This window comes from Zoogloea sp. 1C4 (genome assembly GCF_009469605.1).
Taxonomy (GTDB): Bacteria; Pseudomonadota; Gammaproteobacteria; order Burkholderiales; family Rhodocyclaceae; genus Zoogloea; species Zoogloea oryzae.
Genome location: NZ_SSXU01000014.1, coordinates 36,157 through 62,101 on the forward strand (window position 1 = coordinate 36,157; position 25,945 = coordinate 62,101).

The 25,945-nt window shown below is 68.4% G+C and carries 27 protein-coding genes; 10 read left to right on the forward strand and 17 right to left on the reverse strand.

The window, feature by feature from the left end:
- Positions 1–3: 3 nt before the first annotated feature.
- Together GH681_RS16050 and fabI are read right to left on the reverse strand one after the other, a co-directional pair.
- Positions 4–597 carry a hypothetical protein gene (locus GH681_RS16050; RefSeq protein WP_153162507.1) on the reverse strand — a complete coding sequence of 198 codons (594 nt, stop codon included), beginning with the start codon at positions 595–597 and terminating at the stop codon, positions 4–6.
- Positions 598–613: 16 nt separating this feature from the next.
- Positions 614–1,393: an enoyl-ACP reductase FabI gene (gene fabI, locus GH681_RS16055; protein ID WP_153162508.1), complete on the reverse strand. Its 780-nt coding sequence runs from the start codon at positions 1,391–1,393 to the stop codon at positions 614–616.
- A 148-nt stretch (positions 1,394–1,541) separates the two neighbouring features.
- Between fabI and GH681_RS16060 the strand changes: the two genes are divergently transcribed.
- Positions 1,542–2,042 carry an HAD domain-containing protein gene (locus GH681_RS16060; protein WP_153162509.1) on the forward strand — a complete coding sequence of 167 codons (501 nt, stop codon included), beginning with the start codon at positions 1,542–1,544 and terminating at the stop codon, positions 2,040–2,042.
- 273 nt (positions 2,043–2,315) lie between these two features.
- On the opposite strand, the gene GH681_RS16065 is transcribed toward GH681_RS16060, so the two are convergent.
- From GH681_RS16065 to GH681_RS16080, 4 genes are all read right to left on the reverse strand, one after another.
- Positions 2,316–3,296 carry a serine/threonine protein kinase gene (locus GH681_RS16065; RefSeq protein ID WP_153162510.1) on the reverse strand — a complete coding sequence of 327 codons (981 nt, stop codon included), beginning with the start codon at positions 3,294–3,296 and terminating at the stop codon, positions 2,316–2,318.
- Positions 3,293–4,057 carry a TerC family protein gene (locus GH681_RS16070; protein WP_153162511.1) on the reverse strand — a complete coding sequence of 255 codons (765 nt, stop codon included), beginning with the start codon at positions 4,055–4,057 and terminating at the stop codon, positions 3,293–3,295. The genes GH681_RS16065 and GH681_RS16070 overlap by 4 nt, the downstream gene beginning before the upstream one ends.
- A 128-nt stretch (positions 4,058–4,185) precedes the next feature.
- Positions 4,186–7,188 (reverse strand): EAL domain-containing protein, encoded by a 3,003-nt coding sequence (locus tag GH681_RS16075; protein WP_194271256.1) that lies wholly within the window; start codon positions 7,186–7,188, stop codon positions 4,186–4,188.
- Between the two features lie 201 nt (positions 7,189–7,389).
- On the reverse strand, positions 7,390–8,658 hold the full coding sequence (locus GH681_RS16080; RefSeq protein WP_153162513.1) for an NnrS family protein: 1,269 nt from the start codon (positions 8,656–8,658) through the stop codon (positions 7,390–7,392).
- A 104-nt stretch (positions 8,659–8,762) separates the two neighbouring features.
- On the opposite strand from GH681_RS16080, the gene GH681_RS16085 reads away from it, so the two are divergent.
- Positions 8,763–9,455, forward strand: coding sequence for a Crp/Fnr family transcriptional regulator (locus GH681_RS16085; protein WP_153162514.1), 693 nt, complete (start codon positions 8,763–8,765; stop codon positions 9,453–9,455).
- A 9-nt stretch (positions 9,456–9,464) separates the two neighbouring features.
- Here GH681_RS16085 and GH681_RS16090 read toward each other — a convergent pair whose 3' ends face one another.
- Entirely contained in the window at positions 9,465–9,704 is a 240-nt protein-coding gene (locus GH681_RS16090; RefSeq protein WP_153162515.1) for a sulfurtransferase TusA family protein, read from the reverse strand.
- Positions 9,705–9,876: 172 nt separating this feature from the next.
- Here GH681_RS16090 and GH681_RS16095 point away from each other — a divergent pair, with 172 nt between their 5' ends.
- Complete coding sequence (locus GH681_RS16095; protein ID WP_153162516.1) at positions 9,877–10,233, forward strand: hypothetical protein; 357 nt, start codon at positions 9,877–9,879, stop codon at positions 10,231–10,233.
- Positions 10,234–10,248: 15 nt separating this feature from the next.
- On the opposite strand, the gene GH681_RS16100 is transcribed toward GH681_RS16095, so the two are convergent.
- Positions 10,249–11,802: a cytochrome D1 domain-containing protein gene (locus tag GH681_RS16100; protein ID WP_153162517.1), complete on the reverse strand. Its 1,554-nt coding sequence runs from the start codon at positions 11,800–11,802 to the stop codon at positions 10,249–10,251.
- 39 nt (positions 11,803–11,841) lie between these two features.
- Positions 11,842–13,035, reverse strand: a complete 1,194-nt coding sequence (gene nirJ, locus GH681_RS16105; protein ID WP_153162518.1) for a heme d1 biosynthesis radical SAM protein NirJ — start codon at positions 13,033–13,035, stop codon at positions 11,842–11,844.
- A gap of 203 nt (positions 13,036–13,238) precedes the next feature.
- Here nirJ and GH681_RS16110 point away from each other — a divergent pair, with 203 nt between their 5' ends.
- A complete protein-coding gene (locus tag GH681_RS16110; RefSeq protein ID WP_153162519.1) occupies positions 13,239–13,457 on the forward strand; it encodes a DUF3079 domain-containing protein in 219 nt (72 codons plus the stop codon).
- A gap of 16 nt (positions 13,458–13,473) precedes the next feature.
- Here the strand turns inward: GH681_RS16110 and GH681_RS16115 are convergent, their stop codons facing one another.
- The gene (locus GH681_RS16115; RefSeq protein WP_153162520.1) at positions 13,474–13,938 is read right to left on the reverse strand and encodes a CreA family protein; all 465 of its coding nucleotides are present in this window, start codon (positions 13,936–13,938) and stop codon (positions 13,474–13,476) included.
- 84 nt (positions 13,939–14,022) lie between these two features.
- On the opposite strand from GH681_RS16115, the gene GH681_RS16120 reads away from it, so the two are divergent.
- Both GH681_RS16120 and GH681_RS16125 read left to right on the forward strand, forming a co-directional pair.
- On the forward strand, positions 14,023–15,669 hold the full coding sequence (locus GH681_RS16120) for an ATP-binding domain-containing protein (protein WP_153162521.1): 1,647 nt from the start codon (positions 14,023–14,025) through the stop codon (positions 15,667–15,669).
- A 20-nt stretch (positions 15,670–15,689) separates the two neighbouring features.
- Positions 15,690–16,124: a gamma-glutamylcyclotransferase family protein gene (locus GH681_RS16125; RefSeq protein ID WP_153162522.1), complete on the forward strand. Its 435-nt coding sequence runs from the start codon at positions 15,690–15,692 to the stop codon at positions 16,122–16,124.
- A gap of 45 nt (positions 16,125–16,169) precedes the next feature.
- Here GH681_RS16125 and GH681_RS16130 read toward each other — a convergent pair whose 3' ends face one another.
- A complete protein-coding gene (locus GH681_RS16130) occupies positions 16,170–17,081 on the reverse strand; it encodes a PEP-CTERM sorting domain-containing protein (RefSeq protein ID WP_228111939.1) in 912 nt (303 codons plus the stop codon).
- A gap of 342 nt (positions 17,082–17,423) precedes the next feature.
- Entirely contained in the window at positions 17,424–18,332 is a 909-nt protein-coding gene (locus GH681_RS16135; protein ID WP_153162523.1) for a recombination-associated protein RdgC, read from the reverse strand.
- 152 nt (positions 18,333–18,484) lie between these two features.
- Between GH681_RS16135 and GH681_RS16140 the strand changes: the two genes are divergently transcribed.
- From GH681_RS16140 to GH681_RS16155, 4 genes are all read left to right on the forward strand, one after another.
- Positions 18,485–19,534, forward strand: a complete 1,050-nt coding sequence (locus GH681_RS16140) for an MFS transporter permease (RefSeq protein WP_153162524.1) — start codon at positions 18,485–18,487, stop codon at positions 19,532–19,534.
- A gap of 27 nt (positions 19,535–19,561) precedes the next feature.
- Positions 19,562–19,954: a hypothetical protein gene (locus GH681_RS16145; protein WP_153162525.1), complete on the forward strand. Its 393-nt coding sequence runs from the start codon at positions 19,562–19,564 to the stop codon at positions 19,952–19,954.
- Positions 19,955–20,205: 251 nt separating this feature from the next.
- The gene (locus GH681_RS16150) at positions 20,206–20,535 is read left to right on the forward strand and encodes a transcriptional regulator (RefSeq protein ID WP_153162526.1); all 330 of its coding nucleotides are present in this window, start codon (positions 20,206–20,208) and stop codon (positions 20,533–20,535) included.
- Complete coding sequence (locus GH681_RS16155) at positions 20,532–20,939, forward strand: hypothetical protein (protein ID WP_153162527.1); 408 nt, start codon at positions 20,532–20,534, stop codon at positions 20,937–20,939. The genes GH681_RS16150 and GH681_RS16155 overlap by 4 nt, the downstream gene beginning before the upstream one ends.
- Here GH681_RS16155 and bluB read toward each other — a convergent pair.
- The 5 genes from bluB to GH681_RS16180 all read right to left on the reverse strand — a co-directional run bounded on the left by bluB (position 20,928) and on the right by GH681_RS16180 (position 25,819).
- Entirely contained in the window at positions 20,928–21,593 is a 666-nt protein-coding gene (bluB, locus tag GH681_RS16160; RefSeq protein ID WP_153162528.1) for a 5,6-dimethylbenzimidazole synthase, read from the reverse strand. The two genes, GH681_RS16155 and bluB, sit on opposite strands and share 12 nt — an antisense overlap.
- Before the next feature lie 32 nt (positions 21,594–21,625).
- Complete coding sequence (gene dbpA / locus GH681_RS16165) at positions 21,626–23,086, reverse strand: ATP-dependent RNA helicase DbpA (protein WP_153162529.1); 1,461 nt, start codon at positions 23,084–23,086, stop codon at positions 21,626–21,628.
- A 55-nt stretch (positions 23,087–23,141) separates the two neighbouring features.
- Entirely contained in the window at positions 23,142–23,951 is an 810-nt protein-coding gene (locus GH681_RS16170) for a DnaJ domain-containing protein (protein ID WP_153162530.1), read from the reverse strand.
- Between the two features lie 105 nt (positions 23,952–24,056).
- The gene (locus GH681_RS16175; RefSeq protein WP_153162531.1) at positions 24,057–25,337 is read right to left on the reverse strand and encodes a TRAP transporter large permease; all 1,281 of its coding nucleotides are present in this window, start codon (positions 25,335–25,337) and stop codon (positions 24,057–24,059) included.
- A complete protein-coding gene (locus GH681_RS16180) occupies positions 25,337–25,819 on the reverse strand; it encodes a TRAP transporter small permease (protein WP_153162532.1) in 483 nt (160 codons plus the stop codon). Before GH681_RS16180 ends, GH681_RS16175 begins: the two co-directional genes overlap by 1 nt.
- Positions 25,820–25,945: the final 126 nt, after the last annotated feature.

The following is a 25,945-nucleotide window of genomic DNA, read 5'->3' on the forward strand; positions in this document are numbered from 1 at the left end:
AGATCAGGGCAGGAAGACCGGATCGGCAAACACCAGCGTGCCGTCGGCGCGCATCATCAGGTTGTCGGGATTGAGGATGTCGGGCTGGACGGGGTAGCCCTCGATGAAGTCAGACAGCCGCGCCACGGCCTCGACGAGGCTGGCGGGGAGTTCGGGCGGCGGTTCCTGGGCGATGTGATAGAGCGCCAGCCGGCCGCGATTGACGCCCATGTTGGCCCACTTCTCGCAGCCTTCCCAGTAGGCGGCGGCGAGCAGCCGGGCGAGCCGGGACGCTTCGCCCGACACCGGACGCAGGCGCTCGACCTCGACGAGGCGGAACGAATAGCCGTTGCTGGCCTTGCCGATCACGCCGTAATCGGCGAACACGCGGGGGAAATGAATGCCGGTGGGACGGTCGTCCGCGGCAAGATAGAAGTAGTCGGCAGGAGAGCTGACCACCTTGAAGACGCGCTCGCCGTCACCGGCGTCGAGCACGATCGAGAATTCCCCCCGCCCGATCTCGACGAGACCTTCGAGCAGGGGGTGAGCCGGAACCGGATCGGGAAGGCGACTGAGCGCTCTCCCGGCTTCCGGCAGCACGGCGGGCGGGTCGATCATCGCGGATCGACGAGGGTCATCCGATGATGTTGTAGCCAGCATCCACGAAGTGTACGCCGCCCGACATGTTCCGGCCAGCGTCGGAGACGAGGAACGCGGTGAGCGCGCCGATGTCTTCCGGGGTGACGAGGCGGTGCAGCGGCGAACGATCCACGGCAGCTGCCATCAGGCCGTCGAAACCGGCGATGCCGGAGGCGGCGCGGGTCATCAGCGGGCCCGGGGAGATCGCGTTGACGCGGATGTTCTTGGGGCCCAGCTCGAAGGCCATGTAGCGGGTGGCGGCTTCGAGGGCTGCCTTGCACAGGCCCATCACGCCGTAGTTGGCGATGACCTTTTCGCTGCCCAGATAGGTCATGGTGATGAGCGAACCGCCGCCGGCCTTCTCGAGGAGCGGCTCGGCCTTGCGGGCCAGGCGCACGAAGGAGTGGGTGGACACGTCCATCGCCATCGCGAAGCCGTCCGGCGAGGTGTCGACCACGCGGCCGTGAAGGTCGTCGCGCTTGGCGAAGGCCATGCTGTGGATCGCGAAGTCGAGCTTGCCGTGCTTGGCGTCGATCTGGGCGAAGACTTCGTCCATGGTCTCGGGCTTGGTCACGTCGAGGAGCAGGACGTCCTCGATGCCCAGGCGGCTGACGATCGGCTCGATGAACGCGAGGGTCTTCTCGTTCTGGTAGGTGATGATGACCTTGGCGCCCGCTTCGATACACGCTTCGGCAACACCAGTGGAGATGGACTTTTCGTTGGCAATACCGGTGATCAGACCCACCTTGCCTTCGAGATTGATGATCGGGTTCATAAAAACCTCCATGGGGTTCGATAAAAAATTACTGCACTGCAACAATTGCAGACCTTAGAATGGTCTACGAATACTGTTACGTGCAAACTTTTTTGATAACGGCAGGATTCCACCTTTCCTCAACCCAAATGTTGCGACGCATCAAACAATGACCGAAAACCTCCACAGCCCGGGCGTGATCCCGGTCTATGTCTTCCTCGATTTCGATGGGGTCACGCATCCCTGGCGCGAGGCGGAGGACTTTCGCTGTCTGCCGGTGCTCGAAGCCGTGCTGCGCGATTACCCCGAGACCCGGGTGGTGATCGCATCCGACTGGCGCACGCTGTTCTCGCTGCCCAAGCTGCGGGCGCGCTTCTCGCCGGACATCCAGCCCCGGGTGATCGACACCACGCCGGCGATCTTTCCGCGCAATCCCAACGAGCTCTACGGCCTGCGCGAGCGGGAAGCCCGCCAGTGGCTGGCAGCCAAGGCGCCCACCGCGTCGTGGTTGGCCATCGACGACGCGCCGGGCAACTGGCCGACCCGCGCACGGCTGGTGCTCACCGATTTCAAGCAGGGCTTCACCGAAGAGGACGCCGGGCGCATGCGCCGGCTGCTGGACGCCTTCCGCGCCGGCCAATTTGACGCCGAAACGGCAACCCCCGCCTGACGACAGCCTTCATCGACCCCGGTCTGTCGATAATCGGGCCGGCGAGAAGGATGTCAGGCCGGCGTAGATCGACATCACCGGGTTAACGAAGGACATTCACGCGCTGTAGATCGAATACAGGCGGTGTACGAACGATGTTCACCGGGTGTAGATCGATTACACCCCGTGAACAAAGGAATCCCATCGGGTGTAGAGCATATTCACCCCGTGAACAAAGGATATTCACGGGGTGTAGATCGAATACACCCTGCGTTGATGGAATGCCAGGCAGGCTCAGAACTGTCGCGCGAGGGGCGATTCGTCCATCAGCGCAACCTGCTCGCGCAGCGAGAGGATCATGTCCTGCCAGTAGCGCGGGGTGTCGAACCAGCTGAAGGCCGCCGGGAAGGCCGGGTCGTCCCAGCGCCGGGCGATCCAGCCGGCGTAGTGGATGAGGCGCAGGGTGCGCAGGGCCTCGACCAGATGCAGGCTGGCCGGGTCGAAATCGGCGAACTGCTCGTAGCCTTCGAGCACGTGGTCGAGCTGGCGGGCCATGGCCGGGGCGTCGCCAGAGAGGAGCATCCACAGATCCTGCACCGCCGGGCCGTTGCGGGCGTCGTCGAAATCCACGAAATGCGGGCCGGCGTCGGTCCACAGCACATTGCCGCCGTGCACGTCGCCATGCAGGCGGATCATCGGTTGCTCACCGGCCCGCTCGAAGCAGCGGCGCACGCCGTCCAGGGCCTGATCCACCACCGAACGCCAGGTTTCACGCAGCTCGGACGGCAGGAAGGGCGAGGCGAGGAGTTCGTCCCGCGGTTCTTCGCCGAAGCTGCGGATGGTCAGGTCTGGCCGGTGGGCGAAGGGCTTGTTTGCGCCGATGGCGTGGATGCGGCCGAGGAAGCGGCCCAGCCAGCCGAGCACCGCCGGGTCGTCCAGCTCGGGCGCGCGGCCGCCGCGGCGGGGGAACAGCGCCACCCGGAAGCCTTCGTAGTGATGCAGCGTGCTCCCGCCAACCTCCAATGCCGGCACGGCGGGGATCTCGGCGTCGGCGAGTTCGGCGAGGAAGGCGTGCTCCTCGAGGATCGCCTCGTCGCTCCAGCGCCCGGGGCGGTAGAACTTGGCGATCAGCGGCTGGGCGTCCTCGATGCCGACCTGATAGACACGGTTTTCGTAGCTGTTGAGGGTGAGCAGGCGGCCGTCGCAGACGAGGCCGCTGGCCTCGACCGCCGACAGCACGAAATCGGGCGTCAGCGGTCCGAAGGGGGCCGTCACTGCTTGCTTTCCTCACGCACGTAGGGCTCGTGGAGCTTGACCGGCGCGGTCTTGGCCGCCTGACGGGCACGCATGCGCAGGTTGAGCATCTCGACCAGCACCGAGAAGGCCATCGCCGAGTAGATGTAGCCCTTGGGCACGTGGTGGCCGAAGGCGTCGGCCATCAGCACCACGCCGATCACCAGCAGGAACGACAGGGCCAGCATCTTGACGGTGGGGTGGCGCGACACGAACTCGCCGATGGGGCCGGAGGCGACCATCATCAGGCCCACCGAGACGATCACCGCGGCCATCATCACCGGGAGGTTATTGACCATGCCGATGGCGGTGATGATCGAATCCAGCGAGAACACGATGTCGATCAGGATGATCTGCACGATCACCGCGCCGAAGGTGGCCTTGACGGCGCTGGAGGCTTCGCCTTCCTCGCCTTCCATCAGCTGGTGGACTTCCTGGGTGCTCTTCCACACCAGGAACAGGCCACCGCCCAGCAGGATCAGGTCGCGGCCCGAGAAGCCGTGGTCCAGCACGGTGACGACGGGCTCGGTCATGCCGGCCATCCACGACAGGGCTGCCAGCAGCGCGAGGCGCATGAACATCGCGAGGAACAGGCCGAGGCGGCGGGCGAAGGCGCGCTTCTCCGGCGGGAGCTTGTCCACCAGGATGGAGATGAAGATCACGTTGTCGATCCCCAGCACCAGCTCGAGGGCGGTGAGGGTGAGGAAGGCGATCAGCAGTTGCGGGTCGGTCAGGAATTCCATGTTTGCATCAAAGGTTATGACGGGATGCGCGCCCGCGTCGGCAAGCACGCGAGGCGCATGGTCGCACGAAACGGGGCGGATTGAGGATGTCGGCGCAGGCTGGGCGCGCCGACGTCGGAGCGGACGTGCTAGTGGCGGGTGGCGTAGGCGCGCATCCAGCGCTGCATCCGGGCTGCGGGCATCGGGCGGGCGATGCCGTGCCCCTGGACCAGATGGCAGCCCAGCTTGACCAGCGCCTGACGGTGGCGCGGGGTTTCGACACCCTCGGCGATGACCTCGCGGCGGAAGGCGGCGGCAAGGCCGATCATGCTCTGCACGGTGGCAAGGTCGTCCTCGTCGTTGAGCATGTTGTGGATGATCGAGCGGTCGATCTTGATGCTGCGCACCGGCAGGCGACGCAGGCTGCTCATCGACCCGAAGCCGGTGCCGAAGTCGTCGATGGCGAAGCTGACGCCCAGGTCATTGCAGGCCGCCATGATCCGGGCGATGCCGGACAGGTCGGTCATCGTGGTGGATTCGAGCACTTCGAGCTGCAGCAGGCCAGGGTCGAGCTCGGGGTGGGCTTCGAGCACCGAGCGCAGATGGGGCACGAAATCCGGGTGCGCCAGGTGGCGGGCCGAGATGTTGACGCTCATCCGCGTGGCCAGGCCGGCCGCGCGCCAGGAGTCGAGCTGGGCCACCGCGGTGGCGAGCACCCACTTGCCCAGGTCGATCTCGCAGCGCGATTCGCTCACCGTGGGCAGGAACTCGCCGGGCAGGCGCAGGCCGAGCTCCGGGTGTTTCCAGCGGATCAGCGCCTCGACGCCGGACAAGGTGTTGGTGAGGGCATCGACCTTGGGCTGGTAGTGGAGCTCCAGCTCGCCCCCGGAGAGGGCCGATTCGACGCGGATCTGGGCGTCCCGGTGGGCACGCAGGCGGCGGTCGCGCTCGGGGTCGAAGAGGTGGAAACGGTTGCGGCCGGCGCGCTTGGCCAGATACATGGCCTGGTCGGCATGGGCCAGCAGCACCTCGGGATCGGAGCCATCCAGGGGGCACAGGGTGACGCCGATGCTGGCGGTGACGCTCAGTTCGCGGCCGTCGACGGCGATCGGGGCGGAGATGCTGGCGAGCAGGCGGGCAAACACCTGCTCGCATTCGTCGGCGTGCTCGAGGCCGTTGTAGATCAGCGCGAACTCGTCGCCGCCCATCCGCGCCACGGTGTCGCCGGCGCGAGTGGAGGCCTGCAGGCGGCGGGCGATCTCCACCAGCAGGCGGTCGCCCACGTGGTGGCCGAGGCTGTCATTGACCGGCTTGAAGCCGTCGAGGTCGAGATAGGCGACGGCCGCCAGGGTGCCGTTGCGCTCGGCCTGGGCCAGGGACATGCGCATCCGGTCGGCCAGCAGGCTTCGGTTGGGCAGCTGGGTGAGCACGTCGTGGTAGGCGAGGTGCTCGAGCTGGCGCTGGTTCTCCTTCATGTCGGTGATGTCGGTGAACAGGCCCACGTAGTGAGTGGTCTGGCCGGCTTCGTTGCGCACCGCCGAGATGTTGCCGAGCTGGGCGTAGAACTCGCCGTTCTTCTTGCGGCTCCAGGTTTCGCCCTGCCACACGCCGTCGCGCAGCAGGTCGGCCCACATGGCGTCGTAGTAGGCCGCGTCGTGCAGGCCGGAGCGCAGCAGGCGGCTGTGCTGGCCGATGACCTCGTCGCGGGTGTAGCCGGTGAGGGCGCAGAAGCTGTCGTTCACCTCGAGGATGCGGGCATCCGGGTCGGTGATGATGATGCTCTCGTGGGCGTGGCGGAACACGCTGGCGGTGAGGCGCAGGTAGTCTTCGGCGGCCACCCGGGCGGTGACGTCGTTGAGGGTGCCGGAGGTGCCCACGAGGGTGTTGTCGGCATCGACGATGGCGCGGGCGTACAGATCCAGCCAGCGGAAGCTGCCGTCGCGGCACTTCACCCGCAGGGTGGCGCTGCAGTGGTCCTGGGCGCGCTCGACCAGCGGCTTGAGGGCTTCGCGGCGGGCGTCCTGGTCGTCCGGGTGCAGGAAGTCGAGGAAGCTGCGGCCGATGGATTCATCCACCGCATGGCCGGTGATCTCGGCCCACGCGGGGTTGAGGAGCTGCCAGCGGCCGCGGGCATCGGTCTGGAAGATGACCTCGCGCACGCTGTCGAAGACCTGCTGGTAGCGGATCTGACTTTCCAGCAGGGCCTGGGTGGTGCTGCGCATGGCGCTGATGTCGGCGATGCTGCCGACCATCCGCCGCGGGCGGCCATCCTGGTCGTAATCCACCACGTCGCCGCGGTCGCGCACCCACAGCCAGTGGCCGTCGGCGTGGGACAGGCGGTATTCGGCCACGTAGGTGCCGCCGCCTTCGAGGCAGGCGGCCACTGCGGCATCGACCCGCTCCCGGTCTTCCGGGTGGATCAGGGCCTGCAGGTCGGCCATGGCGTGGTTGAGCCAGCGGTCGTCGAGGCCCAGCATGGTGCACCAGTGGCGGTTGTGGCTGAAGCGGCCGGTGACGAGGTTGTAATCCCAGATGCCTTCGCCGATGGTGGCCAGCACGTCGGCGAGCTTCTTGCGGCTGCGCTGGGCAGAACGCTGCTCGCGCACCCGCTCGCTCACGTCGTAGGCCACGCCCACGGTGCCGACGACCAGCCCGTCGGGGCTGCGCACCGGCGCCTTGTAGGTCTCGAACCAGACCGTGCCATCGCCGTCGATCCGGTCCACCCGGCTGAGGGGCTGGCCCTCCTGCATCACCTGGGCGTCCTCGGCCCGCTCGGTATCGGCCACGGACCGGGAGAAGAGCTCGAGATCGGTCTTGCCGACCACCGCCTGGGGCATCGCCTGCCCGCAAGACTCGGCAAAACTCCGATTCACGATGAGGTAGCGGCCATCGCGCCCCTTGAGCCACATGCGCAGGGGCAGGCCGTTGATCAGGGCCGCTGCGCCGGGCGCCTCGCTGCCCGCCGCGGCGGCGCTTTCAGCCAGCGCGAGTTCGGAGACCGGCGTCTCTGCCGGCAGGCCCGCCTGCAGCGCGCGCAGCACCGTGTGGGCGCCGAGGTAACGCTGCCCCGGCCCGTCGTCCCCCACCGCCACGGTATCGAGGCCCTGGGTGAGCAGGCAGGAGAGGGCATCGAGCAGACTGCTCCCGGGCAACAAACGCCCGGCAACGCAGTTCCACGTTTCCCGGGAGGCGTGATCTAACGTCATCCTGTTTTATCAATTTTTCCAGTTTCCGCGATGGTGCATGGGACTGCGGCCATTGCCAAGGCAGGAAGTCCCACGCCAGGGCGACGGATGTCACGCCAACCGCAGATTCCGGATCGGAACAGTGACTTATCACCGCCAGGCCGCCGATCAGCCGTCCCGACCGTCGCTGCGCCGGGTCAGGTAGATGGGCACAAGGCGGCTCGCCCAGGGCAGGAAGACGACCAGCCAGCCGATGCCTGCCGCCAACAGCAGCAGCGCCTGCCCGGCCGGCAGCACGTCGGACAGCACCCGCAGCAGCGCGACCCCGTGCAGCCCGAGGGCGAGCCGCCAGGTGAGCTCGTCGGCCACCAGCGGACGCCCCGAGTGGCCCAGGGTGACGCGCGACACCATCGCCAGGGTCATCGTCGCGAAGTAGCCCACCGCCAGCGCATGCAGCGGCGCAAGGCCCAGCGTCTCGACGCCGGCCAGATGCAGCACACCCTGCACCCCGGCCAGCAGCCATGCGATGCCCAGCCACAGGAAACCGATGTGCAGCATCGCCAGCAGGCGCACCTCGAAGCTGCGCGGCAGCTGCCACTTCCAGCTCAGCCACAGGGCCGTGCCGGCGCCCAGCAGATCCAACGGCCAGGCCCAGCCGGCCAGCCCGGCGATGTCCAGCAGGCCGTGGACCACGCTCACGCCCAGCAGCACCCGCAGGGTCCAGTCCGGCCGCACCACCTCGTAGCGGGGCAGTGCCGAGCTGGAGAAGAACGGGATCATCCGGTGGCTGACCACCATGAAAAGCGGCGCCAGCAGCCCATACACGCCGATCGACAGGCCGACCCGCGCCGCCAGCGGCGTGCCCGTGGCCGCAAAGACGATCCACGCCACCAGCCCCACCGCGCCCGCCGCCAGCGCCAGCCAGGCGGTGCCCGCGTGCAGCCGTGGCTTGCCCTCCCGGAAGGCCACCGGATGCAGCACCGCCAGCGCCAGCCCCCAGCCGACCAGCACCAGCGCCAGTCCGAGCACCCGCAGCCACGCGGCGCCGGTGAGCAGGCCCAGATCGAACACCAGCCAGCCCGAGACCAGCCCCAGCCACGGCCGCCGGGCGACGCTGCCCGACGTGTCGGCCATGCCCTGCCAGCGGGGCATGGCGGTCATCAGGAAGCCGAACACGAAGAACGGGAACACCCCGTAGGCCGCCCACAGCCCATGCACCCAGCCCGGCGGCCACGGCCACGCGGGGCCGGCCACCGCGCCGGTGCGGGCGAGGAGCTCCCACACCCACGGGAGGAAGACCAGCACGCTCTGCACCGCCCCGGCGAGAAACATCGGTCGGTGGGGCGCGGCGAAGAGGATCGCCGCGCGGGACGCGGGTGCGGGCGGCACCGGGGGCGGCGCGGCGGGTCGGGGCTGGAGCTGGATGGGCTTTTCCATGTTTGATGAGTCAAAAAGTCAGCAAATGGCCCCAAGGCCGGCTGTGAAGCGCGCGCCCGGGGTTAGAATCAGGGGCTTGCCGCCGCCCACGTTGAAAGTCCGCCATGAGTAACGACAAGATCGACATCCCCGGCCTGCTGAGCCGGATGCCCCTGTTCAGCGCCCTGTCGCCCGAAGACCTCGCCCACATGGCGGCGGCCTCGCGGGAAAAGCGCCTGCAGAAAGGCGAACGGCTGTTCCAGCGGGGCGAACACCCCAAGGGTTTCTTCCTGGTCGTGTGGGGGCAGATCAAGCTGGCCTTCACCTCGGCCCAGGGCAACGAGAAGGTCGTCGAGATCCTCGGCCCGCTGCAGAGCTTCGGCGAGGCGGTGATGTTCCTCGACCAACCCTATCCGGTGCTCGGCGAGGCGCTCTCCGACACCCTGCTGCTGCACATCGGCGCGGGCGCGGTGTTCGACCAGATCGAGCAGGACCCGCGCTTTGCCCGCAAGCTGCTGGCGGGCATGTCGATCCGCCTGCACTCGATGGTGCGCGACGTGGAATCCTACGCGCTGCGCTCGTCCACCCAGCGGGTCATCGGCTACCTGCTGCAGCTGGCCGAAAGCGCCCCCTGCGCGCCGGGCGGGCGTCATGAGGTGGAGCTGCCCACCAGCAAGCAGGTGATCGCCTCGCGCCTGAGCCTGACCCCGGAAACCCTCTCGCGCATCTTCCACGAGCTGTCCGAAGCCGGCCTGATCTCGGTGCAGGGCAAGCACATCGTGATCCACGACGCCGCCAAGCTGGCCCTCCACGACTGAAACACAGCCTCAGGCGGCGGCCGCGTGGCGGATGTGGATGTGAAACTCCCCGCCGTCCGTGGCCTCGGTGCGATGGGTGTAGCCGTTGCGCCGCAGGATGTCGTACAGCGGCCCCGGCTCCCGATAAAGCATCAGGATCACCTCGCCGTCCGGCGGCAAGGTGTCGAGGGCCTCGAGGGTAAGGTTGAGGGGTTCCGGCGGCATCAGACCGCGGGCGTCGACAATGATGGGCGTGGTGATATCGGTCATGGGATGCTCTGGAAAAAGTGGCGGAAACGCCGGTGCGGACACCAGATTGGCCCAATCGCCCCCAGTGAACCTTGAGCGCGGTCAAGCTGATGAACGGTTGGCGTGGTGCAGGTCGCATACGAAGGCCCGGAATGGGTGATAAATTCGCGGCCATGCCGAATGAGACGCAATCGTGAAGGAAGGTTCCGCCCTGCTCGCCGCCCTGGCCCTGGCGGCGGGAATCGCCTATTGGTCCGATCACTTCCGCACGGACGGCTGGAGCGCCGCCCCGCAGACGGAGAGCCCCTTCCCCCACCAGCAGACGGCCGCCCGCTCGCCCAGCCCGGTGCCGCCACCAGCCGCGCCCGAACGCCTGGAAGTCCACGCTGCCAGCGACGCCACCGACAAGGCCGCCCTGTGCGCCGAGCTGCAGGAAGTGATCGAGGGCGTGGACGCTGCGCTCCTCCACCCCCAATCGCCGGGCTCCGCCGAACAACTTCTCAACCGCCGCCGGACCTACGTGGAAAAACGGATGGCGCTGGGCTGCTGATGGCCCGCCTGGCCCTCAGTGGCTGGTGCCTTCCGAACGCTGGATCTTGTTGAAGAGGTTGTACTTGCCGATGGGCTTGCTGGCGGGCAGGCGCTTGATTTCCTTGAAGGTGCTGGCGTCGAGGAAGATCAGCGCGCCGTCCTTCTCCATCAGGCTGGCGATCACGTAGCGGCCGTAGCGGTCGAACTCCACATGGGCGAAGGTCTTGCCCGGCTCGCGCACCTGGGCCACCACCTTCATCTGCTGCTTGTCGATGACCTGCAGGGTGTCCTTCGCCGTCGGGCTCATCATCGAATCGACCCACGCGTAGGGGCTCTTCTCGTGGCTGCGCAGGAAGAAACCCGGGCCCAGCGTGGGGATCGTCGCCAGCGTCTGCCAGTTCTGCATGTCGATCACGCTCACCTGGGCGTCCTTCAGGTTGGTGCTCGCCACCACCCGGCGCCCGTCGCGCAGCCACGAGATGCCGGAGCCCAGGTGCGGCATGCCGGGCAGATCCAGCGCGGCGATGGGGCGGCGCACGTCGAGGTTGATCACCTGCCCGCGGCCTTCGCGGCTGGCGCCGACCAGGTTGGCGTAATCCTGGGTGAAGAAGAAGTCGTCCAGCGGCACGTCGAGCATGGTGCGGCGCGGGTTGAGGTAACCCGGCGTGGCGATGGCCTCGCCCATCTTGTAGTCGTGCACGTAGCCGTTGAAGAAGGGCTTGGCGGCCGGGTCGTACGAGACTTCCCAGATCTCCGGCAGGTCCTTCAGGCCGACGATGAAGCTCTTGCGCGGGGCGGCGTCGTACACGGCCGAGATGCGCGACGCGGCGTCGCCCTTGAGGTTGCGCCCGTCGATGACCTTGAGCAGCTTGAGATCGGCATCGAAGATCACCAGATTGCCCGGCAGGTAGTTGGCCACCGCAACAAAGCGCCCGTCGGACGACACCGCCGCGTTGCGGGTGTTGATGCCAGCGCGCACCTCGGCGACGACCTTCAGGTTCCAGATGTCGAACTTGCTCACCCAGCCATCCCGCGACGCGAAGAACACGTAGCGGCCGTCCGGCGTGAACTTCGGCCCGCCGTGCAGCGCGTAGCGCGACGGGAAGCGGAAGATCCGCTCCATGCGGTCGCCGTCGAGCACGCTCACGTGGTGATCGCCAGCCTCGACGACGATGAACAGGTTCATCGGGTCGGCCTTGGCCACGTCGCCCTGGCGCGCGTCGGGCAGGCTGCCGGGCGGGAAGGGCTCGGTGCGCGAGGCGCGGATGTCGGCCTCGCTCCAACTGGGCGCGGGGCTCACCGGCGAGTAGATCCAGCCGGCCAGGGCGTCGATCTCGTCGGGCTGCAGCGTCTGGCCGAAGGGCGGCATCTGGGTGGCGGCGCGGCCTTCACGGATGGTGGCGACCGCGTCCTTGCGCTTGAGGCGTTCGAGGCTCTCGGGCAGCAGCGCCGGGCCCATGCCGCCCAGGCGTCCGGCGCCGTGGCAGCTCAGGCAGTGCTGAGTGTAGAGCGCGGGGGCGTCGGCGGCGGCGCTAGCGCCGGAGAAAGCCAGGGTGGCGAGGGTGAGGATGGAGAGCAGGCGTTTCATCGCACGGTTCCGATGTCAGATGGGGGCGCGGTGGGCGGATCAGGCGGCCGGCTGCAGGCGCACCCACGGCTTCACCTCCAGCCGCCCGCCTTCGGCCACGCCGATCTCGGCGTTGTCGAGGTAGCAGCCGGGGTCTTCCTGCCACGGGTCGCCGGTGAGCTGCTGGGCGCGCACGCGGGTGTTGCCGTTGCACATGGCGAGGTAGCGGCACTCGGCGCAGCGGCCGGTAACAGGCCGCGGCGACTGCTTGAGGCCGGCCATCAGCGGGTCGGAGACGTCCGTCCAGATGTCGCCGAACTTGCGCTCGCGCACGTTGCCCAGCGTGTGGTGCCACCACATGGTGTCGGGGTGCACGTTGCCCAGGTTGTCGATGTTGGCGACATTCACCCCGCTGGAGTTGCCGCCCCACTGCATCAGCTTCGCCTCGATGTGGTCGGCCCGCTCGGGGAAGCGGCGGCGCACCCACTGCACGAAGAACGGGCCGTCGGCGTCGTTGTTGCCGGTGGTGAAATCCCGGGTGAGGCCGCGCTCCTCATAGCGCCAGGCGGTCTCGAAGAGCAGCTCCATGGCGTCGCGGGTGAGGATGTGGCGGGCATCGTCGGCGCGGTTCTTGTTGCCGCGGCCGGCGTAGTTGAGGTGCGAGAAGTAGAAGCGGTCGATGCCTTCGTCCTCCACCAGTTGCAGCACGCCGGGCAGGTCAGACGCGTTGTCCTGGGTCATGGTGTAGCGCACGCCCACCTTCACGCCCAGCGCGCGGCAGCGGCGCAGGCCGGCCAGCGAGCGGTCGAAGGCGCCGTCGAGGCGGCGGAACTTGTCGTGGGTCTCGCGGATGCCGTCGAGGCTGACGCCCACGTAGTCGAAGTCGGCGGCGGCGATGGCGTCGATGTTGCTGTCGTCGATCAGCGTGCCGTTGGACGACAGGCCCACGTAAAAGCCCATCGCCTTGGCGCGCCCGGCGATCTCGAAGATGTCGGGGCGCAGCAGCGGCTCGCCGCCGGAGAGGATGAGCACCGGCACCCGGAAGGCCTTGAGGTCGTCCATGGTGCGGAAGATCTCGTCGGTCGAAAGCTCGCCGGCGAAATCCTTGTCGGCCGAGATCGAGTAGCAGTGCTTGCAGGTGAGGTTGCAGCGGCGGATCAGGTTCCAGATCACCACCGGGCCCGGCGGGTTGCGCTTCGGCCCGATCGGCGTGGGCGCCGCGATTTCGCGGAGATAGGCGGAGATGCGGAACATGACGGCAGCCTCGGTAAGGGATGGCCCGATTGTCACCGCCGCCCGGGCGCCATGACCTTGACGGGTATCAACGGCGCAGGGCTGATCGCACTGCGGACGGGCTCCAGCGCCGCGTTTTGTTAGCGTGGATCAAAGCGCGTCCGGCTGGCGGGGGTAAGCTGCCGATATCCGAGAAAAACACTCAACTACTCCAGCGCCACGCCATGGCCAAGAAGTTTCCCCTGCACCCGAAGCACCCCGAGCGCATCTGCTGGGGCTGCGACAAGTATTGCCCGACGGACGCCCTCGCCTGCGGCAACGGCTCGGGCCGCACCCTGCACCCGGCCGAGATGCTGGGCGAAGACTGGTACACCTTCGGCGACTGGGGCCTCGACATCGACCCCGAGACCGACAGCGTGCCGCCGACCCGCGACGGAACCTGAACCGGCCGATCCGGCGCTACTTCGCGCCCCAGGGCATCACCGGAACCGTCGAGATGCTGTTGGCCGGCGCACCGTCGATCAGCTTACGGCTGATGGCGACGTACACCAGCGTGTTGTTGGCCTTGTCGAACATCCGCACGATGCGGGTTTCCTTGAACACCAGCGAGGTGTCCTCCGAGAACACCACTTCGTTCTCGGGCAGCTTGGCCGGCAGGGTGATCGGGCCGGTCTGGCGGCAGGCCAGCGAGAACTGGGACGGGTCCTGGGCCAGCCCCAGGCTGCCCGACACGCCGCCGGTGCGGGCCTGGCTCACGTGGCAGGTCACGCCCGGCACCCTGGCGTCGTGGAAGGCCTCGACGCACACCTTGTGGTTGGCGCCGATGAGTTTCCAGGTGGTGGTCACGCAGCCCACCTCGTCGGCGCTGGCATGGTTGGCGGCGAGGCCGAGGACGATCGCGGCAAAGGCGTTGCGATAGCGCATCAGGGGCTTCCTTTCTGACAGAATGGGGCACATCCGGCTGCCCGGACGGCATCCGGGCCACGCTACCATATTCCGTCGACACCCATGGCCATCGTTCATCCCGCAGGCTGGCGCGAGCTGGCCGCCACCGGCGCCGCCCAGCGCGAGATCGAGACCCTCGCCCAGCTCGCTGACGGCCTCTCCGACGACTACACGATCTTCCACGGCGTGCACTGGACCCGCATCCACCAGGGCCGCCACGCCATCGTCGGCGAGATCGACTTCGCCATCGTCGGCCCCACCGGCAAGCTGCTGCTGGTCGAGCAGAAATCCGGCTTCCTGGCCGAAACCCCGGACGGCCTCGTCAAGCGCTACGGCCAGAAGGACAAGCAGGTGGCGATGCAGCTCGCCCGCAACGTGGACGCCCTCACCAACCGGCTGCGCGCCGTGTGCGAGGGCGAGCCCATCGAGGTGGACGCCCTGCTGTTCTGCCCCGACTACACCGTGCGGGCGCCCGGCACGGCCGGCATCGACCCGGCGCGCATCGTGGACGCCACCCGGCGCCAGTATCTGGTCGAGGTGATCCGCGCCATCCTGCCCGCCAGCGGCCCGCGGCTCATCAACCGGGCCAGGGTCGAGCGCTTCCTGGGCGACGTGCTGGAGCTCGTGCCCGAGGTACATGCCATCGTCGGCGAGGCCCACGCCCTGTACACCCGGCTCGCCGGCGGGCTGACCGACTGGGCGCGGCGGATCGACTTCACGCCCTTCCGCCTGCGCGTGGTGGGTACCGCCGGATCGGGCAAGACCCAGCTGGCGATGGCCGCCTACCGGGACGCCCTGGCCGCCGGAAGGCAGCCCATGTACGTGTGCTACAACCGCCCGCTGGCCGACCACATCGCGCTGATCGCCCCGCCCGGCGGCGTGGTGGTCACCTACCACCAGCTGGCCGACCGGCTGCTGCGGGCCCGCGGCGAGGCGCCGGATTTCACCCGGCCCGATGCCTTCGCCCGCCTCGAAGCCGCCCTCGACGACCTCCAGCCCGCCGATGCCGACCAGGTGGACGAGCTCATCATCGACGAAGGCCAGGATTTCCAGGCCGGCTGGGCCCGCAACCTGCTGCGCTTCCTGCGCCCCGGCGGCCGCGCCTGGTGGCTCGAAGACCCGCTGCAGAACCTCTACGCCCGCCCGCCGGTGGATCTGCCCGGCTGGGTCGTGCTCCACGCCGACACCAACTACCGCAGCCCGCGGGACATCCTCACCAGCCTCAACCGGCTGCTCCCCGGCCGCGGGGTGGAAGCCGGCAGCCCGATCGAAGGCGCCGAGGTGGAGATCATCAGCTACGCCGGCCCGGATGATCTCGCCACCGCCTCGACCCGCGCCCTCACCCGCGCCGTCGGGCTCGGCTTCAAGCGGCCGCATATCGCCCTCGTCACCTACCGGGGCCGCGAGCATTCGCTGCTCACGCCCCTCACCCGGCTGGGCAACCTCCCGCTCAAGGCGCCCACCGGCCGCTACGACCTGCTGGGCAACCCGATCCTCACCGACGGCGACATCCTCATCGACTCGGTGCACCGCTTCAAGGGCCGGGCCGCGCCCTGCGTGATCCTCACCGAGATCGACTTCACCCAGCTCGACGCCGCCGCCATCCGGCGCCTCTTCGTCGGCGCCACCCGGGCCACCCTCAAGCTGATCCTGGTGGCCACCGACAGCGCCGCCGCGGTGCTGCGCGAGCGCCTCCTGCCCGCATCCTGACCTTTCCCCGGAGCTCCCGAATGCCGCCCGAACCCACCCACTGCTTCACCTACGGCTCGCTGATGTGCGAAGACATCATGGGCGCCGTGTGCGCCACCCGCGCACCCTTCGTCGCCGCCACCCTCGACGGCTTCCGGCGCTCGCCGGTGACGGACGAGGAATACCCCGGCATGGTGCCCGCCCCTGGCGAACGGGTCGAAGGCGTGCTCTACCTCGACCTGCCCGAATCCGCTTGGCCGCGCCTCGACGCGTTCGAAGGCATCGAATACAGCCGCGAGCAGGTGACGGTGCACACCGCCGACGGCCGCTCGCTCGCCGCCTGGACCTACGTCTTCAAGCCCGAATTCGCCAGCCGGCTTGGCCCCGGCGAGTGGGATTTCCAGCGCTTCCTCGCCACCGGAAAGGCCCGCTTCACCGCCCAGTTCATGGGCTTCGACGAATCCACCCGCCCATGAAAAACGGCGGCCGCGAGGCCGCCGGACGGTTGAGCCGGGGCTGACTCAGCCGCGCAAACGACGCACCCCCAACCAGCCGAGACCACTCAACATCAGGGCCAGGATGCCGGGTTCGGGCACGGTGCCGCCGCCCGGATTGGTCGGGTCGACCACCGGGGCGAACTCGCTGTTGAACACCCAGCGCCGGATGTCGTGGTCGGCCGTCGCCGCGCCGGTGCCCGAGGTGAAGCCGACGAACGCATTGGTGGTGCCGAGCACCGACACCAGATCGACGGTGTAGCTCATCAACGCGGCCGCCGGGCGGGTGTCGTTGAGGGCCAGACGCACCTCGAGGCTGTCGGTCACGCCGTTGTAATCCACCCAGGCGTGGAAGATGCTGCCGCTGTCGAGCTGCGCCGGCAGGGTGTCAGCGCGCACCACCGAGCACACGCTGCCAGCAAGGTTGATGCCCGCGTGGTTGCCGTTGTTGCCGTCGCAGGGGCCGTTGTCCCAGTTGTCGAACTCGACGCCCACGCTGTTGGCGAGCCCGTCGTAACCGATCCCGCCACCGCCGCCGCCAGCCGTGTTGGCCACGGTCTGCACGGTGAACACGATGCCGTCGGCGCCGCCACCGCCCTGGTTGGTGAACTGGAACTCGAAGTAGCTCGAGAAGGACGCGTCCGAAGCCAGCGAGATGGCGTTGGTCAGGAAGGCGCTGCCCGACTGGGCGTAGTTGTTGGTGAGGCGCAGCACGCGCTCGTCGCCGACATTGGGGCCGACCACGCCCATACCGCCCGTGTCGATGGTGGCGGTGACGCCGTTGAGGGTGAAGTCGGCCAGGCTGTTGAAGTTCTGCATGTTCACCAGCAGCGCGTGGGCCGGCGCCGCGGCAAACATCGCGCCGGCCACGCCCAGTGCGCCGGCAAGCTGTCGCAGGCGGGCGCCCGCGAACGTCGGAGATTCAGTGCTTCTCGACATGGAAAACCCTCCCGATGCGGTCAGAAATGCGCGCGCCAGCCTTCCAGCGAGCGATATCCGGACAGACGCATAAGCCATGCCAAAAAACACAAGATGCCCCTGTCCTGCCGCGAGGGTCTTGTCGCCCAAAATGGCCAAGAACGTTGAGCCATGGGCTTTTCGGGGACACGCCCGAACCATGAACCCGGTTTGGGTATTTATAAAAATCAACGATTTGAGAAAATCGTCAGACGCCCACTCTGGGCGCCCTCCAACGACCGCCGGACGAAAAAATGCCGCCAGGTGTTAAAAATTCCGACACCTGACGGCACTTTTGATTGACGCCGGCTGCCCGGCTGCGGGTCAGATCACCGTTTCCTTGTCCTCACCCCCCAGCACCTCCAGCAGCGCGGGGATCAGGCGGGACAGTTCACCGCTCATCAGGGCGAAATCGGCCTCCATCTGCATGTCGGCGGATTCGGCGTTTTTGTCGGCTTCCTCCTTGATGATGTCGAGGAAGGCGACCCGCTTGATCTCCATCTTCTCGGTCAGCACAAAGCTCACCCGGTCGTCGAAGGTGAGCGCGAGGCGCGTCGGGAGCTTGCCGGCGGCGAGGTGGTCCTGCACGTCCTTGCCGTCCAGCGCGTGGCGCACGTAGCGCACGGCGGCCTTCTCGTCGGTGACGGCGCGCAGCTCGCAGTCCAGGTCGATGGTGAAGTTGCCGCTGGCCTCGTTGGCGGCCAGCCAGCCGGTCATCACCGACACCGGCGACAGCCTGGTCTTGACCATCTTCACCGGCAGCTCGTCGAGGGTGTCGCGCAGGGCTTCGAGGACTTCCTCGGCGCGGGCCGGGCTGGAGGCGTCGATGACGAGCCAGCCGCCCACCGGGTCGATCCACGCAAACACGCGGCGGCGGCGGGTGAAGGCGCGGGGCAGCAGCTCCTGGAGCACGGCCTCCTTGATCTCCTTCATCTGCTTGCGGCCGGGCTTGTAGCCCTGCTGGGCCTCGATCATCTCGGCCTTGTCGGCAGCCACGTCATTGACGACGGACGAAGGCAGCAGCTTCTGCTCGACGGCCAGCGAGATGAGGAAATGGCCCTTCACCGGCAGCACGAAGCGGTCGTCCTTGGTGGGCGAGCTCCAGCCGCGGCTCGCCATGTCCTGGCTGCCACAGGGCTGGAAAGGACGGGCGGCGAGCTTTTCCTGCAGCGTGTCGGCGGTGAGCGCCCAGTTTTCGGGGAGACGGTAGATCTGGAGGTTGCGGAACCACATGGCGGGGTACATCCGTGCTGATGGAAAAGAGGCGGCATTGTAGCGGCTCGGGCGCGACCGGGAAGGGGCCGTGACCTCGCGGTGGTTGACACTCTGAATTTCAGAGCAATAAACTCTGAACCGCAGAGTAAAACCTCACGGAATATCCGACCATGGCCGACCCGATCACCCGCCAGCTCGACAGCATCCAGTCCATGCTCACCCGCGGCCAACGCAACCTGCGCATGGAGCGCCACAGCCTGATCCTGTGGGGCCTCGCCGGCGCCGGGCTGTTCGCGGCGAGCGATCTGGTATTCACCGCCGAGCAGATCCCCGACACCGCCAGCCGCGCGGTGGCCTGGCTGCTGCTGCTCGCCGCGGTGCTGGGCGGCACCGGCTTTGCCGACTGGCACCTGACCCGCCGCGTGAAGGCCGCGCGGGACGAGACCTGGTCGTTCATCCACCGCCAGGTGGTCAAGCTGCTGTGGCTCTTGATGGCTGTGGGCACGCTGTTCACCTTCGCCACCTTCTTCTACGGCGGCGCCTACATGCTGTGCACCGTTTGGCTGGTGATGATCGGGCTGGCGTTCTACGTCCACGGCCTGTTCTCGGAAGAAGTGCTCGAATGGACCGGCGGCATCATCATCGCCATCGGCGTGGCGGGCCTCGTCGCCCGGCTGCCCTTCGAGACGATGAAGTGGATCGCCGCGGCGGTGTTCGGCATCGGCCTGCCGCTGCTGTCGCTGCTCCTCGACCACGGCCGCGCGCGCCCCTTCCTGGTACGCCTCGGGCAGTCCGTGGGCTGGACGGTGGCGGTGCTGGCGGTGCCCCTCGTCGCCCACCGCGTGGCCGCTTCCAGCCTGCCGCCCGAGCTGCCCGTCACCGCCCTGGCCGACTACCGGGCCGGCGCGGCCCCGGCCGGCGAGACCATCGTCCGCCTGCCCGCCGGCCAGCCGGTGCCGGTGAAGGTGGCGGTGTCCGGCGACCTGTTCCGCCCGGCGCCGGACGCCGTGCTGCCCCTCACCCTCGACCGCCCGGTGGAGATCCTGCTGCGCGACGGCACGCCCACCGGCGACCTGCGCCTGCCCGGCGAGCCGTGGCAGCTCGCCCGCGAAACCCGCTGGATCTCCATCCCGTGGATCCGCGCCCGCCTCGACCCGACCGCCGGCCCGGTGGTGGAGTCGGCGCTGGTGGTGGATTTCCACGGCCATCCCCGCAACTGAAACCTTCCCTCACCCAGGAGCACCACGATGATCCTCCGCACCCTCAGCATCCTCGGCGCCTGCGCGCTGACCGCCTGCGCCGGCATTCCCCCCGGTGGCGACGAGATGGCCCGCCTGCCGGTCGTGCGCTTCGGCGACACGCCGCCTGCCGACCAGCCCTTCATCCTGCTCTACCCCGCCGGCGCGCCGCTGCCGGTGGAGACGCGCATCCACGGCAGCCTGCTGCAGGAAGAAGCCCGCGGCGTGCTCACCGTGCGCACCAAGCAGGATCTGTACACCTACAAGCACTGGGCCAGCCTCGACGGCAAGACCTGGAAAGCCGGCAACCAGGTGGTCGGCGGCCACTTCGAGATCGCCGTGCCCGGCGAGAAGGACGGGCGCAATCCGGGCTCGATGCGTGCAGAATTCAATCTGAAGTGAAGGATGCCCCCCGAAGCGCCTGCGGCGCGGAGGGCCGGCTTTACACAGCCGGCCCGTTCGGCAGGCATGGAGCCATGCTCCAAGAAGTCCCTGCCTCACCCCCCCCACAGGGGGCGGGCCGGCCGCTTCGGGGCGGCCGTGCGCGTCCGGCCAAAGGCCCGTATCCCCTGCTTCCCGGGATGCAAGCGGTACCCGGCGCACCAGAAAACTGAAACACCCCAACCGACGCCCGCCACCCGGCGGGCCGCCCCATGGACAACCTCGACCCGCTCCTCCACCAGCCCCTGCGCACCCAGATCGCCGCTTTCCTGGCCGGCTGCGACGAAGCCAGCTTTTCCGAACTCAAGCGCAACCTGCAGGTTTCCGACGGCAACCTCGAATCGCACCTCAAGAAGCTGATCGCCGCCGACTACGTGAGCCTGCGCCGCAGCGAAGGCCCCGGCCGCGCCCAGACCAGCTACAGCCTCACCCCCACCGGGATGGGCGCCCTGCAGCGCTACATCCAGACCCTGCAGAAACTCCTGCCGCTCGGCACGCAACCGGCCGCCGACCCGCTGGGCGGCGTGGTTGCCGGCTCGTGAGCCGCGCCGACGTCGCGCTAAGGGTGGCCCTGCTGCCGGTGGTGATGCTGGCGGGGGTGATGTTGTACGGCCAGGCGGTGATCGTGGCGACGAAGCTGATGCCGGTGCCGGAAACCGGGCCGCTGACCATCGCAGTACAGATCAGCCAGGGATTCCTCGCGGCCACGCTCAACGCGGCGCTGGCCTGCTACCCGCTGGCCCGCCTGTATGGCCGGGCGGCGACGGGCGTGGCGGCGCTGATCGCGCTGGCGGTGGCCGCCGGCGCGCTGCACGGCAGCGGCGATGAGGCCGACGCGACGGCCCTGCTGCTGCGCGGCTGGGCGCTGCTGTGTTGCGTGGTGCTGCTGATGGGCGGCACCTGGCTGGTCGCCCGGCGCCGACTGGCCGGCGCTTCAGCCCGCTGAAGGCTCGGGCCAGACGTTCTCGGCCAGCACCGTCTCGATGGGCATGCGCTCGGCCCAGTGTTCCATCTCCAGCATCGGGCGCGGGTAGAACTGCTCCACATGGCCGATGCACAGGATCGCCACCGGGCGGGCGCCTTCGGGCATGCCCAGCAGCGCGGCCAGCTCGACCGGATCGAAGATCGACACCCAGCCCAGCCCGATGCCCTCGGCGCGGGCGGCCAGCCACATGTTCTGGATCGCGCAGGCCACCGAGGCGAGGTCCATCTCGGGCAGCGTGCGGCGCCCGAAGACATGCTTCTCGCGGCCGTCCGCCAGGGCCACGACGATCACCTCGCCAGCCTCCAGCAGGCCCTCCACCTTCAGCCGCATGAAGTCGTCCTCGCGCTCGCCCAGGGCCTGGGCGGTGGCGCGGCGCTCCACCTCGACGAGTTCGTGCATCCGCTCGCGCAGGGCGCGGTCGGTGATGCGGATGAAGCGCCAGGGCTGCATGTAGCCCACGCTGGGGGCATGGTGAGCAGCCCACAGCAGGCGATTGAGCAGCGCCGGATCGACCGGATCAGGGCGGAAGTGACGCATGTCGCGCCGCTCGGCGATGGCCCGGTAGACGCCGGCGATCTCCGGCTCGGTGAAGCGATGGGATGGGGTGTCGGCCATGATGGAAGCGATGTCTGGCGAAGGCGCGAAGTTTACTCGTCGAGCAGGAAGACGCGGACCTTCTTGCCCTTGATCTTGCCGTCGGCGAGGCGCTTCAGGGCCTGGCGGGCGATGCCGCGCTCCACCGCCACGTAGGTGGATTGGTCGTTCACGTTGATCTTGCCCACCTGGCTGGCGCTAAAGCCGGCCTCGCCGGTGAGGGCGCCGAGCACGTCGCCGGGGCGGATCTTCTCTTTGCGCCCGCCGAGGATCTGTAGCGTGACCATCGGCGGCTGGGGTACCGGCTGGTCTTCGGCGTGGAGCTCGGCGAGGGATTCCCACTGGGGCTCGAAGCCGTTGGCGCGGGCGATGGCGGCGACGCGGTTTTTCTCGGAGGGGCCGACCAGGCTGAGCGCCCAGCCGTTCTCGTCGGCGCGGCCGGTGCGGCCGATACGGTGGACATGCACCTCCGGGTCCGGCGTCACGTCCACGTTGATGACGGCTTCCAGCCCGGCCACGTCGAGGCCGCGGGCGGCGACGTCGGTGGCCACCAGCACCGAGCAGCTGCGGTTGGCAAACTGCACCATCACCTGATCCCGATCGCGCTGGTCGAGCTCGCCGTGCAGCGCCAGCACGTGAAAGCCCTGGGCGTGGAGCACGTCGATGAGATCGCGGCACTGCTGCTTGGTGTTGCAGAAGGCCAGAGTGCTTTCCGGGCGATAGTGGCGCAGCAGCAGCCCGACCGCGGCGAGGCGCTGGTCCGCCGCCACCTCGAAGAAGCGCTGGCGGATCTTGTCGGCCTCGTGCTGCTCGGGCAGCGCGATCTCCTGGGGCTGGCGCATGAACTGGCGTGCCAGGCGCACCACGCCTTCCGGGTAGGTGGCCGAGAACAGCAGGGTCTGGCGATGCTTCGGGCAGGCCTTGGCGACGTAGGCGATGTCGTCGAAGAAGCCCATGTCGAGCATCCGGTCGGCCTCGTCGAGCACCAGCGTGGCCAGCGCGTCGAGCTTGAGGCTGCCGCGGGAGATGTGGTCCATCAGCCGGCCGGGCGTGCCGACCACCACGTGGGCGCCGTGGGCGAGGCTGTCGGCCTGGGGGCGGATCGGCGAGCCGCCGCACAGGGTGAGGATCTTGATGTTGTCTTCGGCGCGGGCGAGGCGGCGCAGCTCCTGCCCGACCTGCTCGGCCAGCTCGCGGGTGGGGCACAGCACCAGGGCCTGCACCGCAAAGCGGCGGGCGTCGAGGCGCTGGAGGAGCGGCAGGCCGAAGGCCGCCGTCTTGCCGCTGCCAGTTTTAGCTTGGGCGATCAGATCGTGACCGGCCAGCGCCACGGGCAGGCTGGCGGCCTGGATCGGCGTCATGGTGTGGTAGCCGAGGCGGGCCAGATTGGCGAGCACCGCGGGCGGCAGGCCGAGCGTGTCGAAGGGCGCCGCGGCAATGGCGGCGGGGGGCGGAACGAAGCTGGGGTCGGAGCCGGAAGCGTCGTCCGGCGGCGGGAGCGGCGTGGAAGTCATGCCGGATTATCCCGCAAAGCCGCCCCGCGCGCCCCGAAACCGGCGGGGCGAGGTGTCAGTAGCCGGAACCCATTCCCAGCCGGGCGCGCTCGCGGGCAAGGCGCTGCTCCAGGCGGGCCTGTTCACGGGCTTCTTCCGCGCGATCGCGGGCTTCCTTCTGCTGGCGCTCCCATTCGGCCTTGCGGCGGGCCTCTTCTTCGGCGCGCTCCACGCTGTTGGTGATCTGATCGGCGTACTGCTTGCGCTCGGCCAGGGCCATCTCGTGGCGGCGCTCGGCCTCGCGGCGTTCGTATTCGGCGCGACGCTCGGCCTCGGCCTGCTGATAGGCCTCGCGGCGACGGCGCTCCTCGGTGGCCTGGCGGGCGATCTCCTCGTCGGTGAGATCGCCGTATATCTGCCGCCGCTCGGCCGCCGCGGCCCTGGCCTGGGCGGCGTTCATGGCGCCGTTGTCGGCCGGGGACATCTGGCGGAAGGCAAAGATGGACATGAAGATCTGGATGCCCACCGCCACCGCGAGCAGCCCGCCAATCACGGTGAGCATGGTGCGCAGGGGCGGGCGCGGCTTGAAGACGCGGGGCGGCGGCAGATCCACCGGCAGCACGCCGGCAGGCACGCCAAGCCCGGGCGGAAGCTCGGGCTGGGTGGGCGCCAGGCTGGCGTCATAGGCGGCGCGCCGGCCGGGGTCGGACAGAATCCAGCAGGCCTCCTTGACCACCTTGATCTGGTTGTCGGCGTCCACCTGGTCCATGCCGTGGGGGCCGGACTGATAGTGGCGAACCAGCCGGAGCTGGGCAGCATGGATGTCGGCCTCGGTTGCCGTGGGTGGCAGTCCGAGCAGATCGTAGAGTGTGGTCCTGGTCTTCATGGCAGGCGTGAAGGGGAAATACGCATTCCGGGCCGATTATAGCGACGTGATGTGCCGCAACTTTACGGCCCGGTGCGATTTTCTGCTACGCGCTTGTGCACTGCATTACAGATACCCCAGGTGGCGCGGCAGCCACAGGGCGATGTCTGGCACGAAGGTGACCAGGAGCATGGTGCCCGCCATCGCGGCGATCATCCACAGCACCCACGGCACGGTGGATTCCATCGTCACGTTGGCCATCCGGCAGGTGACCATCAGATTGACGCCCAGCGGCGGGTGGAACTGGCCCAGCGCCATGTTCATGGTGATGATGACCCCGAACCACACCAGATCCCAGCCGAAGTGAGTGGCGATGGGCACCAGCAGCGGCAGGAAGATGAAGTAGATCGAGATGGCGTCGAGGAACATCCCGGCAATCAGCAGCAGCAGCTGGATCGACAGCAGCATCGGGATCTCCGACAGCCCGGTGCCGAGCAGCGCGGCGGCCAGGTGGTCGAAGGTGCCGAGGGTGTTGCTGCCCCACGCGAAGACACTGGCCAGCGCCACCACGGTGAGGATCACCGACGATATCTCGGCGGATTCCACCAGCACGCCGTACACATCCTTCCAGGTGAGCGAGCGGTAGATCACCATGCCCACCACCAGGCCGTAGAACACCGCCACCACCGCCGCCTCGGTGGGCGTGAAGAAGCCGCTGCGCATGCCGCCCAGGATGATGACCGGCGCCGCGAGGCCCCAGCCGGCGTCCTTGAGGCTCTGCCAGAAGGGCGGGCGGGCTTCATCCACCTCGGCCTCGAAGCCGTGCTTCACCGACAGCGCCCAGGCCACCAGGATCAGCGTCAGGCCCGACAGGATGCCGGGGATCATCCCCGCCGCGAACAGCGCCGGCACCGACGCCTGGGGCACCAGCAGGCTGTAGATCACGAAGGCGATCGACGGCGGGATCAGGATATCCGTCGAGCCCGCCGCGGCGATCACCCCGGCGGTGAAGGAGCGCGGGTAGCCGGCCTTGAGCATCGACGGGAGCATCACAGCCCCCACCGCGGCCGAATCCGCCGGGCCGGAGCCCGAGATGCCGCCCAGGATCATCGCCACCAGGATCGCCACGATGGCGAGGCTGCCGCGCCGCTGGCCCACCAGCGCCGACGCGAAGCGCACGATGGTCGCCGCCACGCCGGCGCGCTCGAAGATGAGGCCGGCGATCACGAAGACCGGGATCGCCATCAGCGGATACTTGGCGATGCCGGTATAGACATTGGTGGGCAGCGACAGCATGCCCAGGTCGGCCGCGGCCACCACCGCCACGCCGGCGAGGCCCATCGCCACCGCCAGCGGCACGCCGGCCAGCATCAGCCCCGCAAAAAGCCCGAAGAGCAGCCAGTCCATCACTTGGCCCTCCGCAGCAGCAGCGCCACGAGGCGCAGCACGATCAGCATCGACAGCACCGGCAGCCACACCGTGTACCACCACTGGGGCACGCCCAGCGACGGCGAGGTGACCTCGAAGCTGTAGTCATCCCAGGCCATCAGCACGCCATACCAGGCCAGCAGCCCGAACATCACCAGCGAGCACAGCATCGCCAGGCGGTGGGCCAGCGGCTTGATCGCCGGCCAGCGATCGACGAAGAAGGTGATCGCGATGTGGTGGTTGCTGGCAAAGGCGTGGGACGCGCCCACCAGCGTCATCACCACCAGCAGCGCCACCGAGATTTCCTCGGTGAAGGCGAAGGAGATGTCGGTGAAATAGCGCACCAGCACGTTGGCCATGGTGAGCAGGCACAGCACGCCCATCGAGGCGGCCATCAGAAAGCGCTCGATGGCGCCGAGGGAGAACTTGCCGCCTGGGGCGGTCTTGTCGGGTGGGGACATGAGGGGGAGGGAAAATCGTGGATGGGGGGAGATCAGGGGCCGAACGATCCTGTAGGTCGGACTTCAGTCCAACAAACGCCTTGTTCAGCCCGTGATGTCGGACTGAAGTCCGACCTACAGGGGCAA

Coding starts and splice junctions, on each gene's coding strand:
- GH681_RS16090 (WP_153162515.1), bottom strand. CDS start 9,704: ATGACCGATATCACCACGCCCATCATTGTCGACGCCCGCGGTCTGATG.
- dbpA (WP_153162529.1), bottom strand. CDS start 23,086: ATGACTTCCACGCCGCTCCCGCCGCCGGACGACGCTTCCGGCTCCGAC.
- GH681_RS16180 (WP_153162532.1), bottom strand. CDS start 25,819: ATGTCCCCACCCGACAAGACCGCCCCAGGCGGCAAGTTCTCCCTCGGC.
- GH681_RS16120 (WP_153162521.1), top strand. CDS start 14,023: ATGGCCATCGTTCATCCCGCAGGCTGGCGCGAGCTGGCCGCCACCGGC.
- bluB (WP_153162528.1), bottom strand. CDS start 21,593: ATGGCCGACACCCCATCCCATCGCTTCACCGAGCCGGAGATCGCCGGC.
- GH681_RS16130 (WP_228111939.1), bottom strand. CDS start 17,081: ATGTCGAGAAGCACTGAATCTCCGACGTTCGCGGGCGCCCGCCTGCGA.
- GH681_RS16050 (WP_153162507.1), bottom strand. CDS start 597: ATGATCGACCCGCCCGCCGTGCTGCCGGAAGCCGGGAGAGCGCTCAGT.
- fabI (WP_153162508.1), bottom strand. CDS start 1,393: ATGAACCCGATCATCAATCTCGAAGGCAAGGTGGGTCTGATCACCGGT.
- GH681_RS16070 (WP_153162511.1), bottom strand. CDS start 4,057: ATGGAATTCCTGACCGACCCGCAACTGCTGATCGCCTTCCTCACCCTC.
- GH681_RS16115 (WP_153162520.1), bottom strand. CDS start 13,938: ATGCGCTATCGCAACGCCTTTGCCGCGATCGTCCTCGGCCTCGCCGCC.
- GH681_RS16135 (WP_153162523.1), bottom strand. CDS start 18,332: ATGTGGTTCCGCAACCTCCAGATCTACCGTCTCCCCGAAAACTGGGCG.
- GH681_RS16170 (WP_153162530.1), bottom strand. CDS start 23,951: ATGAAGACCAGGACCACACTCTACGATCTGCTCGGACTGCCACCCACG.
- GH681_RS16125 (WP_153162522.1), top strand. CDS start 15,690: ATGCCGCCCGAACCCACCCACTGCTTCACCTACGGCTCGCTGATGTGC.
- GH681_RS16085 (WP_153162514.1), top strand. CDS start 8,763: ATGAGTAACGACAAGATCGACATCCCCGGCCTGCTGAGCCGGATGCCC.
- GH681_RS16080 (WP_153162513.1), bottom strand. CDS start 8,658: ATGGAAAAGCCCATCCAGCTCCAGCCCCGACCCGCCGCGCCGCCCCCG.
- GH681_RS16140 (WP_153162524.1), top strand. CDS start 18,485: ATGGCCGACCCGATCACCCGCCAGCTCGACAGCATCCAGTCCATGCTC.
- GH681_RS16150 (WP_153162526.1), top strand. CDS start 20,206: ATGGACAACCTCGACCCGCTCCTCCACCAGCCCCTGCGCACCCAGATC.
- GH681_RS16110 (WP_153162519.1), top strand. CDS start 13,239: ATGGCCAAGAAGTTTCCCCTGCACCCGAAGCACCCCGAGCGCATCTGC.
- GH681_RS16175 (WP_153162531.1), bottom strand. CDS start 25,337: ATGGACTGGCTGCTCTTCGGGCTTTTTGCGGGGCTGATGCTGGCCGGC.
- GH681_RS16060 (WP_153162509.1), top strand. CDS start 1,542: ATGACCGAAAACCTCCACAGCCCGGGCGTGATCCCGGTCTATGTCTTC.
- GH681_RS16100 (WP_153162517.1), bottom strand. CDS start 11,802: ATGAAACGCCTGCTCTCCATCCTCACCCTCGCCACCCTGGCTTTCTCC.
- nirJ (WP_153162518.1), bottom strand. CDS start 13,035: ATGTTCCGCATCTCCGCCTATCTCCGCGAAATCGCGGCGCCCACGCCG.
- GH681_RS16145 (WP_153162525.1), top strand. CDS start 19,562: ATGATCCTCCGCACCCTCAGCATCCTCGGCGCCTGCGCGCTGACCGCC.